The sequence below is a fragment of the Streptomyces avermitilis MA-4680 = NBRC 14893 genome, from assembly GCF_000009765.2.
GTDB lineage: Bacteria > Actinomycetota > Actinomycetes > Streptomycetales > Streptomycetaceae > Streptomyces > Streptomyces avermitilis.
Genome location: NC_003155.5, coordinates 707,760 through 722,128 on the forward strand (window position 1 = coordinate 707,760; position 14,369 = coordinate 722,128).

General features: G+C 69.1%; 10 protein-coding genes and 2 pseudogenes. 7 read left to right on the forward strand and 5 right to left on the reverse strand.

What is annotated here, in order from left to right:
- Nucleotides 1-575: 575 nt before the first annotated feature.
- Both SAVERM_RS03285 and nicT read left to right on the forward strand, forming a co-directional pair.
- Nucleotides 576-1,037, forward strand: coding sequence for a hypothetical protein (locus tag SAVERM_RS03285; RefSeq protein WP_010981997.1), 462 nt, complete (start codon nt 576-578; stop codon nt 1,035-1,037).
- Nucleotides 1,038-1,425: 388 nt separating this feature from the next.
- Nucleotides 1,426-2,571 carry a Nickel transporter NicT gene (gene nicT / locus SAVERM_RS03290; RefSeq protein ID WP_010981998.1) on the forward strand — a complete coding sequence of 382 codons (1,146 nt, stop codon included), beginning with the start codon at nt 1,426-1,428 and terminating at the stop codon, nt 2,569-2,571.
- A gap of 187 nt (nt 2,572-2,758) precedes the next feature.
- Here the strand turns inward: nicT and SAVERM_RS03295 are convergent, their stop codons facing one another.
- From SAVERM_RS03295 to SAVERM_RS03315, 5 genes are all read right to left on the reverse strand, one after another.
- Complete coding sequence (locus SAVERM_RS03295) at nt 2,759-3,376, reverse strand: malonic semialdehyde reductase (protein WP_010981999.1); 618 nt, start codon at nt 3,374-3,376, stop codon at nt 2,759-2,761.
- A 147-nt stretch (nt 3,377-3,523) separates the two neighbouring features.
- Nucleotides 3,524-5,542: an acetoacetate--CoA ligase gene (locus SAVERM_RS03300; protein WP_010982000.1), complete on the reverse strand. Its 2,019-nt coding sequence runs from the start codon at nt 5,540-5,542 to the stop codon at nt 3,524-3,526.
- Nucleotides 5,543-5,555: 13 nt separating this feature from the next.
- Nucleotides 5,556-7,166 carry a bifunctional 3-(3-hydroxy-phenyl)propionate/3-hydroxycinnamic acid hydroxylase MhpA gene (mhpA, locus tag SAVERM_RS03305; RefSeq protein ID WP_010982001.1) on the reverse strand — a complete coding sequence of 537 codons (1,611 nt, stop codon included), beginning with the start codon at nt 7,164-7,166 and terminating at the stop codon, nt 5,556-5,558.
- Entirely contained in the window at nt 7,163-8,101 is a 939-nt protein-coding gene (locus tag SAVERM_RS03310; protein ID WP_010982002.1) for a fumarylacetoacetate hydrolase family protein, read from the reverse strand. Before SAVERM_RS03310 ends, mhpA begins: the two co-directional genes overlap by 4 nt.
- Complete coding sequence (locus SAVERM_RS03315) at nt 8,098-9,243, reverse strand: VOC family protein (protein WP_037651202.1); 1,146 nt, start codon at nt 9,241-9,243, stop codon at nt 8,098-8,100. The genes SAVERM_RS03310 and SAVERM_RS03315 overlap by 4 nt, the downstream gene beginning before the upstream one ends.
- A gap of 137 nt (nt 9,244-9,380) precedes the next feature.
- Between SAVERM_RS03315 and SAVERM_RS03320 the strand changes: the two genes are divergently transcribed.
- From SAVERM_RS03320 to SAVERM_RS03335, 5 genes and pseudogenes are all read left to right on the forward strand, one after another.
- Nucleotides 9,381-10,016 (forward strand): TetR/AcrR family transcriptional regulator, encoded by a 636-nt coding sequence (locus SAVERM_RS03320; protein ID WP_010982004.1) that lies wholly within the window; start codon nt 9,381-9,383, stop codon nt 10,014-10,016.
- Nucleotides 10,017-10,208: 192 nt separating this feature from the next.
- A pseudogene (locus SAVERM_RS03325) lies at nt 10,209-12,388 on the forward strand (ATP-binding SpoIIE family protein phosphatase).
- Between the two features lie 9 nt (nt 12,389-12,397).
- Nucleotides 12,398-12,636, forward strand: a pseudogene (locus SAVERM_RS39545) (acetoacetate--CoA ligase); the annotation flags it as partial.
- Between the two features lie 246 nt (nt 12,637-12,882).
- On the forward strand, nt 12,883-13,605 hold the full coding sequence (locus SAVERM_RS03330; RefSeq protein WP_078936717.1) for an alpha/beta fold hydrolase: 723 nt from the start codon (nt 12,883-12,885) through the stop codon (nt 13,603-13,605).
- A 304-nt stretch (nt 13,606-13,909) separates the two neighbouring features.
- The gene (locus tag SAVERM_RS03335; protein WP_037651198.1) at nt 13,910-14,332 is read left to right on the forward strand and encodes an SsgA family sporulation/cell division regulator; all 423 of its coding nucleotides are present in this window, start codon (nt 13,910-13,912) and stop codon (nt 14,330-14,332) included.
- The last annotated feature ends 37 nt before the right edge of the window (nt 14,333-14,369 follow it).

Here is a 14,369-nt window from a genome sequence, read left to right on the forward strand (position 1 = left end):
CGAACGACGCGGCAAACGGTGCGCCAGCGAAGACTTCCGCGAGACGGTCCCGCACCCGTATCGGCAGACTGCCGTGCGGGAACGCGGCCCGGGCCACCAGCTCGGTCCGCTCCGGGATCTTCGGCAACCCCTCCGGCTGCCGCGACATCCACACCACCCACACGACCGCACGACAGGTCAACGGCCGCGCAGACGATCACCCCGCACCCACGGCCTGCCCACCCCAGCCCCGCGGAATTGCGCAGCAGAGTCCCGGTCCGCCGCAAGCCACGTCTTGGCCGCTCAGCAGGCCGGCACACCCAGGCCGCGACCAGATCCGGTGAGCCGCACCTCAGCGCCGCGAACCCCCGCGTTCGACATTTTCGGACATTCTCTGATATCACTGTACTTCCATACAGCGTATGGAACGGAGCGGAGTGCCGCCGAAACGGCGTCCTTTCGCTGCGACTGATGGCCGTCGGCAGTGCCCTCACGAGGGGCTCGCCGATGCGGCTTCGACATAGATGGGGCGCACCGCATCACCTGCGTAAGCAATCGCCGGGATCGCGGTCGACGCCAATACGAAGGAGATATCCATGAAGCTCACGAAGCGCATTTCTCTCGCTGCCGCCTCCGCTGCGGTCGCGGGTGGCGCCCTTCTCGGCGCCGGGGGCACCGCCTCGGCGGCGGTTCCCGAGTCTGCGCACATTGAGCGCCCGGCCGTAAGCATCAAGGCCGACGACTACCGCGAGGACCGCGGTGTCAACTACCGACACAACTCCGAGGAGGACTACCGCCGGGACGGGTACCGCGCCCGACAGCACAGCGACCACTTCAGCGACTCGGACCGCTACGACCGCCGCGGTCACTCCTATTACTGGGACGACGAGGACCGTTGCTGGAAGCACGACAGCAACTACCGCTACGACTGGGACCGGTCCGACCGCCGCGACTCCAACCGGGATGACCGCGACTGGAACCGGTATGACCACGACTGGAACCGGTATGACCACGACTCCAACCGATCCAACCACGACCGAGTCCTCGACAACCGGTGAGACAGGCGCCGTTGGCACGGGTGGGCTCAGACCGTGCACGTCGCTGTGACAACCACTGGCGATAGGGAGGCGACCGCTGACCTTGGGATCAGCGACTCCTGACCGCGTACGGGCGGGAGGCAGGAGGGGGCTCAACGGCACCCTCCCGCCTCCCGCCTGTCGACATTCCATACAGCGTGCGGAATAGCTGATGCCGTACAGCGCATGAAACATCCGCACCGACTTCGTCCGGCCGGAAGACCCCTTTGGGCGAATGCTCACGGGCCTGCTCGTCGGAATCGGCAGCCACCGACGAGAGCCGCGGCCGGCGACGAGGTGAGAACGGCTGCTGCGCGGCGAGAACCGCCCACCTTGATCACGTTCGATCAGAAGTGAGGGAAGACCGCACATGACAGCCGCGCCCACGGCCACCGGCGGCCTCCGCTCCCGATGGCGACGCACATCCGGCTCGATGGGCCGCGCCGAGTGGGGCCGCGCAGCCGGGATGGCCGCCTTCATCATCGCGCTCCATGTCATCGGGTGGTTCACGCTGGTGGCGATCGTGGCCCCGGAGCACTACAGCGTGGGCACCAAGGGCTTCGGGATCGGTATCGGGGTGAGCGCTTACACCCTGGGCATGCGGCATGCGTTCGACGCTGACCACATCGCCGCGATCGACAACACCACCCGCAAGCTCATGGACGAAGGGCAACGCCCCGTGTCGGTCGGCTTCTGGTTCTCCCTGGGGCACTCCAGCATCGTGTTCGTGCTGGCCCTCCTGCTCTCCCTGGGCGTCAAATCCCTTGCCGCACCGGTCCGCGAGGACAACTCCGAGCTGCACCACGTCACCGAGCTGATCGGCACGACCGTCTCCGGGACGTTCCTCTACCTCATCGCCATCATCAACATCGTCATCCTTGCCGGCATCTGGAAGGTGTTCCGGCAGATGCGGTCCGGCCACTTCGACGAGGCCGCGCTGGAGCAGCAGCTCAACAACCGCGGCCTCATCAACCGCCTGCTGGGACGCGTGATGAAGTCGATCACCAAGCCGTGGCAGATGTATCCGCTCGGTCTGCTGTTCGGTCTCGGCTTCGACACCGCCACCGAGGTCGCTCTGCTGGTGCTGGCCGGCTCCGGAGCCGCCTCCGGCCTGCCCTGGTACACCATCCTCTGCCTGCCGGTCCTTTTCGCGGCCGGCATGAGCCTGCTGGACACCATCGACGGTTCTTTCATGAACTTCGCCTACGGCTGGGCCTTTTCCAAGCCGGTACGGAAGGTCTACTACAACCTCACCATCACCGGCCTGTCCGTCGCCGTCGCGCTGATCATCGGCACCGCCGAGCTCCTGGGCCTGCTCGCCGACAAGGCCGGCCTGCACGGCGTGTTCTGGGACTGGATCAGCGGCCTGGACCTGAACACCATCGGCTTCGTCATCGTCGGCCTGTTCTTCGCCACGTGGGCTGCCGCCCTGGCCGTGTGGAAGCTCGGCCGTATAGAGGAGAAGTGGACGGCTGGACTGCGGCCCCCCGAGCAACAGGCCGACCGACAGCGGTGATGCGTAAGCTCGGCAGGACGGCGTACTTATTGTCACGGTGCCGATCGGCGCCCTGGTCTCGTTCTCGTGCCCTGACACCGCTGCAGAAACTCCTTCACAGCCACCGCTAAAAAATGGGCGCAGGTACTCAGAAGAGCACCCGCGCCCACGGCATGGCGCCTCTCACCCACCAGACGGCGGCAGTGCCTCAGGCATAGGCGACGGCGTCCTCGACGGGCACGCGGGGCAGCCGCGGGAACCACGGGTCGGCGCCGGGGTGACCGATGTTGACCACCAGATGCGAACGCCAGCTGGTACCGGCGAAGAACTCCTCGTCCACGCCGGCCCTGTCGAAGCCCGCCATGGGACCGGCCGCCAGCCCCGCCGCACGCACCGCGAGCAGGAAGACCCCGGTCTGCAGTGCCGAGTTGTAGGCCGCGAGGCTCTCGCGCTTCTCCGTCTGGTCGGCGAACGCCGCTCGCAGCATCTCGCCGCGAGCCGGGAAGACGGTCGGCATCTGCTCGTGGAAGTCGACGTCGTACGCCAGGATCGCCACGGCCGGCGCACTGAGCGTCTTGGCCCTGTTGCCCTCGTCGAGATGCCGGCCCAGTCGCTCCTTGCCCTCGGGGGTGCGCACAAAGAGCACACGCAGAGGCTGACCGTTGGCGGCGCTCGGCGACCAGCGGGCGAGTTCCCAGATCATGGCGAGCTCGTCGTCGGCAACGGCCACCTCGGCAAAGGTGTTCGCGGTGCGGGCCTCGGTGAACAGCACCTTTCGTCCGGCGTCGTCGAGGACATCGAGGGCCTGCGGTTCGCGGTCGGTCATGCTCATCATTTCTCTCTTACTTCGGTTGTGTGTGGTGCCGGGGCGGGTTGACCGCCCCGGCACCACCCCGTGGGGACGGGGTTTGCGGAGCCGGGCGGGGCACAAGGACCCGGTGCTGTCACGTGGGCCTGTGGTCCCCTGGCCGACTCATGTGTGGTGTGCTGACCGCTTGTTCCGCTCCGCGCCCAGGCGGGCGAAGTAGGCGATCAGGTCGGGGTTGTCGACCGCCGAGGGGTTCAGGACCTGCTCGGCGGGAGCGCCCTGGAGCAGGCGCTTGACGGGAACCTCGAGTTTCTTGCCGGTCTTCGTGTGCGGGAGGGCCGGTACGGCGAGGATCTCGTCGGGGACGTGGCGGGGTGAGGCGCCGGCGCGGATCGCGTCGCGGATCTTCGCGCGCAGGGAGTCGTCCAGGCCGACCCCGTCGGCGAGGACCACGAAGAGCGGCATCCAGTAGCCGCCGTCGGGTTCCTCCGCGCCGATGACGAGGGCCTCGGTGATCTCGGGGAGGCGTTCGACGACGTCGTGGATGTCGGCGCTGCCCAGGCGCACGCCGTTGCGGTTGAGGGTGGCGTCGGAGCGGCCGTGGACGATCACCGAGCCGTGCGAGGTGAGCGTGATCCAGTCACCGTGCCGCCACACACCGGGGTAGGCGCCGAAGTAGGCGTCGCGGTAGCGGCTGCCGTCGGGGTCGTTCCAGAAGTACAGCGGCATGGACGGCATGGGGCGGGTGACGACCAGTTCACCGACCCGGTCCGTGACGGGGAGGCCTTCCTCGTCGTAGGCGGCCAGCGCCACGCCCAGGCCGGGGGCGGACAGCTCCCCCGCCCAGACGGGGGTCGTGGCGGCACTGCCGGCGAAGCCGGAGACGATGTCCGTGCCGCCGCTGGTGGAGGCCAGCTGGACGCCTGCGCCCACGTGGTCGCGGACCCAGGGGTAGGCGGAGGCGGGCAGAGCGGAGCCGGTGCAGCCGACGACGCGGATGGCCGACAGGTCGTACACGGAGGGTGCGATGCCCAGCTTGGACATGGCCAGCAGGTACTGAGGACTGGTGCCGAAGACGGTGACCTTGTGACGGGCCGCCAGCTCCCACAGGACGTCCGGACGCGCCTGCGGTGCCGGGCTGCCGTCGTAGGTGCAGGTGGTGGCACCGGTCAGCAGGGTGGAGACGACCAGGTTCCACATCATCCAGTGGGTGGTGGTGTACCACAGCAGGCGGTCCCCGATGCCCAGATCGGTGTGCAGGCCGAGCATCTTGAGGTGTTCGAGCAGGACCCCGCCGTGGCCGTGGACGATGCCCTTGGGCAGTCCGGTGGTGCCGGAGGAGAAGACGACCCAGAGAGGGTGGTCGAACGGCACCGGGGCGATGGTGAGGTACTCGGCGCGGGTGGCCGCGTCCTCCCAGGGAACTGTCAGCCCCAAGTCCCCGCCCTCGGGCCAGGCAAGGCCCACGTGATCCACGAGCACCGTGGCCTTCAGCGTCGGCAGGGCGACGGCGAGTTCGAGCGAGGCGGCGCGGCGGTCGTGTGTGGTGCCGTTGAAGAGGTAGCCGTCAGCGGTGATGAGCACCGTGGGTTCGAGCTGGGCGAAGCGGTCGGCGGCGGCCTTGGGTACGTAGTCCTGGCCGCACACCGACCACACCGCGCCCAGGCTTGCGGTGGCGAGGAAGGCGATGACGGCGTGGGGGGTGTTGGGCAGATAGCCCACCACCCGGTCGCCCTGTGCGACGCCCAGGTCGCGCAGGCTGGCAGCGACGGAGGCGACCCGGGCGCGCAGCTCCCGGCCCGTGATCTCATAGCCGGCTCCGGTCTCGTCCAGGGCGGTGATCGCGGGAGCGTCCGGCTGCAGGTTGCGTAGCGCGTGATGGACGTAGTTGAGGGTGGCGCCGGGGAACCAGCGGGCGCCGGGCATGGTCTCCTCGGCCAGCACCCCCTCGTACTCAGTCGTCGCGTCGATGTCGAAGTACTCCCACACCGCGGCCCAGAACCCTTCGAGGTCGGTGACGGACCACTGGTACAGGGCTCGGTAGTCCGTGGGGTCCTGGATCCCTTCGGCGCCCTGGTGCCGGGCCGCCCATCGGGCGAAGTCCGCGATACGGCTGTGGGCGGCCGACTTCGGGTCGGGAGTGAAGAAGGGTTCCGGATACGGCGCGGGGTGCGGGGTGGTCATGTGGTGCTCCTCGTCAGGCGGGCCGGGCGTCGGCGGTATGGCGGGCCGTGTGCAGCAGGGGGGCCCAGGCGACGGTGTCCGTGAAGTCGCCGGTGCCGGCCTGGACGGTGTCCATCACGACGCGGTCGGGGCGCAGCAGGACGGCGTCGGCACGGCCGCGTGCCAGCCAGCCGGCCAGGGTGCCGTCGTCGCGCAGGTCCTCGACGTGGACCGTCGGAGCGCCCAGTGCCGTAGCCACGGCCGTCATCTGCGCCGTGGGCGGCACAGCGGTCACGACGGCGAAGGAGTCCCCGAGGACGTCATCGAGGCGCACTCGCCTGCCGTCATGCCGTACCCAGGGCTGCGGGCAGATCGTGCCGGCCAGCACGCGGCCGGTCAGCCTGGGGCGGCGCCGTACGAGTGGACCGGCGGTCAGGGCGGGGCTGAGGTCACGGCTCACCGCCGCGGTCACGCCGGGGATGCGAGAGGCCGTGCCCACGACGGCCCGGCGGAACGCCGCACCGCGGTCCTGTCCGCCGGTCATGGCCCAGCCGACGGCGACCGCGACGCGGATCACATGGCGGGCGTGCGGCTTGCGCTCGCGTTCGTAGGTGTCCAGCAGCCCGTCGTGTGCGCCCTGTTGGAGCACGCGGGCGAGCTTCCAGGTGAGGTTGTAGGCGTCGCGCAGGCCCGCGCACAGACCCTGCCCGACGAAGGGCGGGGTGAGGTGGGCGGCGTCGCCCAGCAGGAAGACACGCCCCCTGCGCCATCGGTCGGCGAGGCGGGCCCGGAAGGTGTACTGCGCCTGCCGCACCACCTCGAAGTCGTCGCCCGCCGAGGCGTCGGGCGGCAGGTCCACCCAGGGGGCGACCAGCTCGCGCAGGCGCTCCCATCCGTCCGGGCCGTCCAGGTTTTCGTCCTCGGGCAGCCGGAACTCCCAGCGGTAGCGGTCCTCGCCGACGCGCATGAAGGTGGCCGGTCGGTTGGGGCAGCAGATCTGCTCGGCGCCTTCCCAGGTGCGCACCTGGCGGGTGGTGCGCACGTCGATGACTCTCCAGCTCTCCTGGAAGTGCAGGTCCTCCCACACGGCGCCGATGGAGTCACGGGTGAGGCTGCCCGCGCCGTCGCAGCCGAGGACGGCATCGGCCCACACGTGCTCCTCCTCGTCGCTGCCGTCGCGGCGGAAGGTGACCCGGGCCGGACCCGTCGGATCGTTCGGTCCGTCGGTGTCCTGGGTGACGGACACGACCTCCACCCCGCCCTGCAGCTCGCACTCCGGGCGGCGCGCCAGGGCGCTGCGCAGCACGCGTTCCAGCTCGGGCTGGTCGAACATGCTGGTCTCCGGGAAGCCGTGGTGTCCGTGCATGGACCGCGGGAACTCGGTGATCACGCGGCGCCGGGCGTCCAGCAGCCGCAGCCCGAGCGCCGGGCGGGCGAGAGCAGCGAAATCCTCGTGGACACCGACGCTTTGCAGGATCCGACGGATCTCGTCGTCCACGACGACGGCGCGCGGCAGAGGGTAGATGTCCCGATGGCGTTCGAGGAGCAAGCTGCGCACTCCGTACCGGGCGAGCAGCAGGCCGGCCATGACCCCGACGGGTCCCCCACCGATGATCACCACCGGCCTCTGGGATGCGGCCTTCACGCTGCGTCCGTAACGGGGGTTCGCTGCTCACCGAGGTCGATCCGCCCGTCCGGGGTGGCGATCGTGGCGGTGATGAGGTCTCCGTTGCGCAGGTACTTGGGGTTCTTGGCCTGGCCCTTGAAGAACGCCTTCCACTTCAGTGCGGGCGGGAGCAGCGCAGCGATCTTCTCGGCCGCCTTGGGCGGAGCCTTCAGGGCCGTGCCGCCGGGAGTGCCGGTCAGCAGCAGGTCACCCGGGTCGAGGGTCTGGAAGCGGGCGAGCAGCGTGAGCGCCTGTGCGGGCCGTACGATCATGTCGGCCAGCGTGCGGTCCTGGCGGGACACGCCGTTGACCGACAGCTGCAACCGCAGGTTCAGCAGATGGGCGAAGTCTTCGGGCTCCAGCAGGGCCAGGTACGGACCCGTCGGCGTGAAGGTCGGATAGGACTTGCTCTCGTAGAACTGGGTCTTGGTCAGCTGGACGTCGCGGGCGCTGACGTCGTTGGTCAGGACAAGGCCGGCGACATAGCGCGGCAGGTCCTGCTCCTCGACGACGGTGCCCACGGGAAGGGTCGCGCCCATGACGAGGCCGAGTTCCACCTCGTAGTCGAGGAACTTCACGTGCGCGGGGCGGATGATCGTGTCATGGGGGCCGCTGACCGAGCCGGACGCCTTACGGAAGAAGGTGGCCGGGATGTCGCCGGTGAAGCCCGAATCCTTGGCGTGGCTGCGGTAGTTGACCATCTGGGCGACCACCCGGCACGGGGTGGTGACCGGAGGCAGCGCCACCAGGTCGGCGACGGGAGTGCCGCTCTCGGCAGAGGCGGCGGCCTCGCGGACCGCGTCCCGGTCGGCGAGCAGCTCGCCGGTGGTGACCGCCTTGGTCTGGACGCGGACGGCGCGCTCGTCCCGGACGACCCACCAGCCGTCGTTGGTGCGCAGAACGTTGGTGCTCATGAGCTCATCGCTTTCATCAGGCCCAGCAGGCGTGCGGGGTCGAGTTCGTTGTCGCCACGCAGGGCCGTCATGACCTCGCGCAGCTTGGCGGGGGACGGGCTGGCGCCCAGGAAGTCGCGGGTGACGGGCGGGCCCCACTGGGCCAGGCCGCTCGCCGACATCGGCGCCCAGCCGGGCTCCAGGTCGCAGGAGAACAGGTCGCCGTCGGCGAAGTGCTCCAGCATGAAGTGATCGGGGTCGCGCCAGTAGTCGAACAGCTGGCTGCCCTGGATGTGCCGCCCGATGCCCCAGCTGCGCTGGTAACCACGCTCGGCCAGGTACTCCCCGCCGGCGCCGATCGCGTCGAGGTCGGTGACCTGGTAGGCGGAGTGGACGTAGCCGGTACCGGGCCCCAGGTGCAGGGCCAGCGTGTGGTGATCGACGGCCACGCTCCCCTGGTCGCACCGGACGAACGCCATCGTCGGCCCGCGCCCGCGCTGCCCGTCCAGGAACAGGAAGTCGGACACGATCATCCCGAGGGTGTCCAGGTACCAGTCCAGAGTGCGGGCGAACACCCGGGTCTCCAGCACCACATGGCCCAGCCGCTGGATACGGGACGGCTCACGGGGCGGACGCTGGGTGGCGTTCGTACGACGGTGATCGGTACCGAAGTTGAGGATCAGCGGCTCCTGCTCGGGCAGCGCGGGCAGCTGCTCGGCGCAGTGCACGACCCGGACCGGCAGGCCCGAGGGATCGAGCAGGGCGACCGACTGCCCACCGCCCGGTACGCCGATGTCCCGGACGGTACTGCCGGTGGTGCCGGCCAGCCGGTCCAGGTCGGCCCGCTCGGCCGCGCGGAACGCCGGCCCGATGAACCGGGACGCACGCCCCCGCCGGATCACCATGCAGGGCGAGCCGGCGAAGGTACCGCGCAGCCACAGCTCCCCCTCGGTGCGGGCGGCGATCGCGAACCCGAAGTCACGGGCGAAGACCTCGGCCTGGTCCAGGTCGGGCTTCTCGAACTCGAGCCAGGCCAGGTCGGCCACCTTGATCACGGGATTCCGGGAACGTCCGGGATGCTCTCCGCGCAGGGCGCCCTGCTCACTGTGGAGGTCTTGGTGGGGCGTCTGGGGAGCGGCCCTGTTAACGGGGGTGTGGGACATGGTGTCCTCCAAGCAACACTGCTGTAATGAGGAAATCATCAACTTTGCCGTTACCCATCGTCAATAGGGTGGACCCAAATAATTGATGATCTCATCACTAATGGCAGACTGATCGCTACGGTTGTTACACTTGCCGTATGCCGACGTCAGCCCCGCCCAAGAACCGCTTCGAGCGGCGCCGCGCCGAGACGCGTCAGGCGCTCGTCCGTGCGGCCCGGCAGATCCTCGCGGAGACCGGGGACACCAGCGCCAGCATCCAGGCCATCGCCGAGCGCGCGGACGTCGGTTTCGGCTCCTTCTACAACCACTTCGAGTCCAAGACGGAGCTGTTCGACGCCGCGGTGACAGACGCCCTGGACGAGTTCGGGCAGGTCATCGACGAGCGCGTAGAAGGAATCGACGACCCGGCCGAGCTCGTCGCCGCGGGCTTCCGGCTCACCGCCCGCATGGCCGACTCCCACCCCGAACTCATGCGGATCCTGCGTGACCGCGGTCTGGCCTACATCCACTCCGCCCGCGGACTCGCCCCGCGAGCCCTGCGCGACCTGGAGAACGGCATCGCCTCGGGCCGCTTCACCTGCCGCAACGCGACCACCGCCCTGTCCGCCTTGGGCGGCACCCTGATGTCCCTCGTGGCGCTGCGGCTGGCCCGCCCCGACCTCGACGGGGACGAGGCCGCCTCGGACCTGGCCGAGATGGTCCTGCGCATGCTGGGCGTCCCGCCGGACGACGCCCACCAGGTGACCCGGCGCCCGCTGCCCGACCTGGATTAACCCGGGCACCGGGCGCGCCAGGCCCCGTGGAGACCGGAAAGCCGTGGGTGTCACTCCGTCCGCCGGTGGCCGCGCGGACCCCTGCCCTCGACCACGACCAGCCCGTGAGACCGGGCTCCTCCCGGACACCGCGCAGCCAGCTGCGGCCGGCCGAGGCTTCGTGGTCCACCCTGACGGCGTAACGTCGTCAGGGTGGACCTCACCGCGGACAGTCTTCTGTCCCGTGCCGCGCATGAACTCAGCCCGCGAGCGGACGAGGTGATCCACGACGTAGAGCAATGCCTGCGGCGCGAGATCCCCGAGCTGTGGGACGAACCCGACATCGCACAGATGACGAGGGAGAACGTCGCCGAGCACGTCGTCGCCCTGCTTTTCGGCATCGAGCACAGCATCGAGCCAAGGCGGATCGATCAGCCGGCCGCCGACGCAGAGCGCGCGCGTCGGCTGGCTCAGCGCGGAAAGCCGGTCACGGCAATGCTGCGCGCCTTCCCCCTCGCGCACGCCCGTGTCCTCGACCGGCTGCTCGAAGAGCTGCCCCGGCTCACCAGCGATGCCGAGTCGATCAACGCGGCGGCACGCAAGCTGATCGCACTGTCGATCGCGTACATGGCCCGCACATCGGAGACGGGCGTTCTGGCCTTCCAGGAGGAGCGGGATCGCCAGCTGCAGTGGCGGCTGTCGGTGGTGAACGAGGCGAGCGTACGCGTCGGAACGACCCTGGACATCGCCCGCACCGCCCAGGAGCTGGTGGACCTGGCCACCGAGCACTTCGCCGACGCCGTCACCGTCGACCTCCTCGACATGCCTTCCGGAGACGAGCCTCCTGCGAAGGGCACACTCGTGGTCCGCCGAATCGCCCAGCAGTCGGTGATGGACGGTTACCCCGAGACGACCTCCCTAGAAGCGATCTACGGGGAATTGCCGGTTTCGCCGCAGCAGGTCCACAGGTATCCGGACGGATCACCACCGGCTCGCGCCCTGGCCACCGGCCGGCCCTCACGGCACCACCTCGGCCCGTCCGCATCAATGCTGCTGGTACCGCTGTGCGCCCGTGGCACCACGCTGGGTGTCGTTCAGTTCTTCCGTCACCACAGGCCCGACGCGTACGGGGACGAGGACCTGCTCCTCGCCCAGGAGGTCGCGGCCAGGGCGGCGGTCGCCATCGACAACGCCCGCCGATACACGCACGCCCGTGCCACCGCCCTCACCCTCCAGCGCAGTCTGCTCCCGCGCAGACACCCGCGCAGTCCGCCGTGGAGGTCGCCTGCCGCTACCTGCCTGCTGCCGCCCAGCTCGGCGTGGGCGGCGACTGGTACGACGTCATCCCGCTGTCCGGTGCCCGGGTCGCACTCGTGGTGGGCGACGTGGTCGGCCACGGCATCCACGCCGCCGCCACCATGGGCCGGCTGCGGACCGCCGTGCGCACCCTCGCCGACATCGACCTGCCGCCCGACGAACTCCTCACCCACCTGGACGACGTCGTCATCCGCCTGTCCGCCGAAGTCTCTTCCGAAGCCTCTGCCCAAACGGACACCGAATCCGCAGGGGACATCGGGGCCACCTGCCTGTACGCCGTATACGATCCCGTCGCCGGCCGCTGCACCCTCGCCCGCGCGGGCCACGTGCTGCCCGTCGTGATGGCCCGGGACGGAATCGCCGACATCCTCGAGCTGCCCGCCGGCCCGCCACTCGGCCTGGGCGGCCTGCCGTTCGAGGCGGCGGAGATCGACCTGCCCGAGGGCAGCCTCATCGCCCTCTACACCGACGGCCTGGTCGAGGCCCTCGACCACGACATCGAGGCGGGCCTCACCCGACTGTGCCACGCCCTCGCGCAGCCCTCCGCCTCCCTGGAGGCGACCTGCGACACCGCCCTCGATGCGCTGCTGCCCGCAGGCCGACCGCACGACGACGTGGCACTCCTCCTGGCCCGCACCCACACCCTCGGGGAACGTCAGGTCGTCACTTGGGACGTGGATGCCGACCCGGCCGAGGTCGCCCGGGCCAGAGCGCATGTCTCCGAGCAGCTGACCACCTGGGGACTGGAGGAACTCGACTTCACCACCGAACTGGTCGTCAGCGAACTGGTCACCAACGCCATCCGCTACGGCCGGCCTCCCATCCAGCTGCGTCTCATCCACGATCGCACCCTCATGTGCGAGGTAGCGGATGCCGGCAGCACGACTCCGCACCTGCGCCGGGCCCGTGTCTTCGACGAGGGCGGGCGAGGTCTGTTCCTTGTCGCCCAACTCGCCGAGCACTGGGGAACGCGCCATGCCCGACGTGGCAAGACGGTCTGGGCGGAGTGCGCCCTGGGCGCGCCGGAGCTCTTCTCGACAGGGCTGGACCTGGAAGGTATTCCCGGGGTCGTATGAACACCATCTCGCCCGGCCCTCGATCAGGTCGGCGAACTGGTCGTCACCCGCCCCATGCCGTCCATGCCGCTGCACTTCTGGAACGACCCCGACGGCAGCCGCTACCACGACGCCTACTTCCGCGCCTACCCCGGTGTGTGGCGGCACGGCGACTGGATCACGCTCACCTCGCACGGCTCGGTGATCGTCCACGGCCGCTCCGACGCCACCTCAACCGCAACGGCGTGCGCCTGGGCAGCGCCGACATCCCCACCACACCCACCGGCCGCAGGCTGTGATGAAGAGCCCGGGGTGCCGGTGATCGTGCCCTTGTTCAGCGGTCTGACGATGCCGCTGGAGCGGCGACACCCCCTGGGCCGTGCGTTCACCTGCGTCCGACAGGGGGACGGGACATACCGACTCCAGGGCCCCAAAATTCGCACTTCTAGACCAAAAGGCCTAATAATGATAAAAACCTCATGTGTGAGGCTTTTACCCTACGAAGGAGCTCGTCCATGCCTGCAGTTCTGATCCACGGCGTCCCCGACACCCACCGTGTGTGGGACGGCGTGCGCCGGCACCTGATCCGGAGCGACGTCGAGGCTTGGGATCTGCCCGGCTTCGGCACGCCCCGGCCGCGCGGCTTCGGCTCCAGCAAAGAGGAGTGCGTCGATTGGCTCGTCGAACGGCTGGAGCGGGTGGGCGAGCCGGTGGACCTGGTCGGTCATGACTGGGGCTGCATCCTCACCGCGCGCGTCGCTTCGATACGGCCGGACCTGGTTCGTACGTGGGCCGGCAGTAGCGCTCCGGTCAGTACTCAGTACGACTGGCATCCGCTGGCCAAGATCTGGCAGGACCCGGTCGAGGGCGACCGGTTCATGGACGAGCTTGACCCGGCGTCCTTCGCCAAGGATCTGATGGAGAACTTCGATCTCCCGGCTGAGGTGGCCGAGGAGATGGTCCGGCGCGTAGACGGGACCATGAGGGACAGCATCCTCAAGCTGTACCGCTCCGCCGAGACGGTGGGCGCGGAGTGGGAACCGGAACTGACGAATGTGTCCGCGCCGTCCCTGGTCCTGTGGGGGACGCTCGACCCCGCCTGTCCGATCGCGTTCGCCGATGAACTCGGTCAAGCTGTGCGAGCGTCCCAGGTCGTCGAACTCGACTGCAGCCACTGGACGTTGATCCAGAAGCCGGCCGAGGTCGCCGCAGCCCTTGAGGCGCACTGGAATGCCTGAGGAGCTGTTGTCTTTCCGGCGAGCGCGTTTTCTCCGAGGGGGCATGGGCTCGGTGATTCCGTGGGAGTGGTGGCCTGTCGTGCCGTCGATCCCCGGGGATGTCGCGGATGTCGTTGGCCGTCGGACTGCCGGATCAGCACGAACTCGCCGCACGCCGTCGAGTCGCGGGCGTGACGGCAGGAGATGTAGCTCCTGCGAGCGTTCTCCTGCCGTCCGACACCGGTCCCTGTAGTACCCACCTCTCTGTTCAGGCCTCCTTGACAGGCCCTTCCGATATGACTCGAGGCAGCAGGAGTAAAGACCAATGAAGTCGTTGAGAACCGAAATTCAGGGGCTGCATGTGCAACTTGTCGTCCCGCATGAGATTTCCGCGCCTGTGAGCATGAGGCTGCGGTACGAGCCTAGTGATCCCTATGTCGTCCGTGCCGCATTCACTGCTGTCGACAGCGACGAGACGGTGGAATGGATCATCGGACGAGATCTTCTGATCGACGGGCTGGAAGGCCCCGTCGGCGAGGGGGACATAAGCATATGGCCCGCCGACGGTCCTGACCGCTCCGACTCGTACATCCTTCTCAACCCGCCAGCTGGTACGGCCTTGCTCAAAGCCCGGACGCACGAAATCAAGACGTTCCTGCAGGGAACCGAGGACCTGGTGCCCAGGGGAGCCGAGCCAGGGCACATCGACTTGGACACTTCGCTGGCGCACTTCCTCGCCGAAGGATGAAGTCGGCCCAGCTGCCACTCATCAAGAGGCCGGGGCG

Coding starts and splice junctions, on each gene's coding strand:
- SAVERM_RS03315 (WP_037651202.1), bottom strand. CDS start 9,243: ATGTCCCACACCCCCGTTAACAGGGCCGCTCCCCAGACGCCCCACCAA.
- SAVERM_RS03320 (WP_010982004.1), top strand. CDS start 9,381: ATGCCGACGTCAGCCCCGCCCAAGAACCGCTTCGAGCGGCGCCGCGCC.
- SAVERM_RS03310 (WP_010982002.1), bottom strand. CDS start 8,101: ATGAGCACCAACGTTCTGCGCACCAACGACGGCTGGTGGGTCGTCCGG.
- SAVERM_RS03335 (WP_037651198.1), top strand. CDS start 13,910: ATGAAGTCGTTGAGAACCGAAATTCAGGGGCTGCATGTGCAACTTGTC.
- nicT (WP_010981998.1), top strand. CDS start 1,426: ATGACAGCCGCGCCCACGGCCACCGGCGGCCTCCGCTCCCGATGGCGA.
- SAVERM_RS03285 (WP_010981997.1), top strand. CDS start 576: ATGAAGCTCACGAAGCGCATTTCTCTCGCTGCCGCCTCCGCTGCGGTC.
- SAVERM_RS03295 (WP_010981999.1), bottom strand. CDS start 3,376: ATGACCGACCGCGAACCGCAGGCCCTCGATGTCCTCGACGACGCCGGA.
- SAVERM_RS03330 (WP_078936717.1), top strand. CDS start 12,883: ATGCCTGCAGTTCTGATCCACGGCGTCCCCGACACCCACCGTGTGTGG.
- SAVERM_RS03300 (WP_010982000.1), bottom strand. CDS start 5,542: ATGACCACCCCGCACCCCGCGCCGTATCCGGAACCCTTCTTCACTCCC.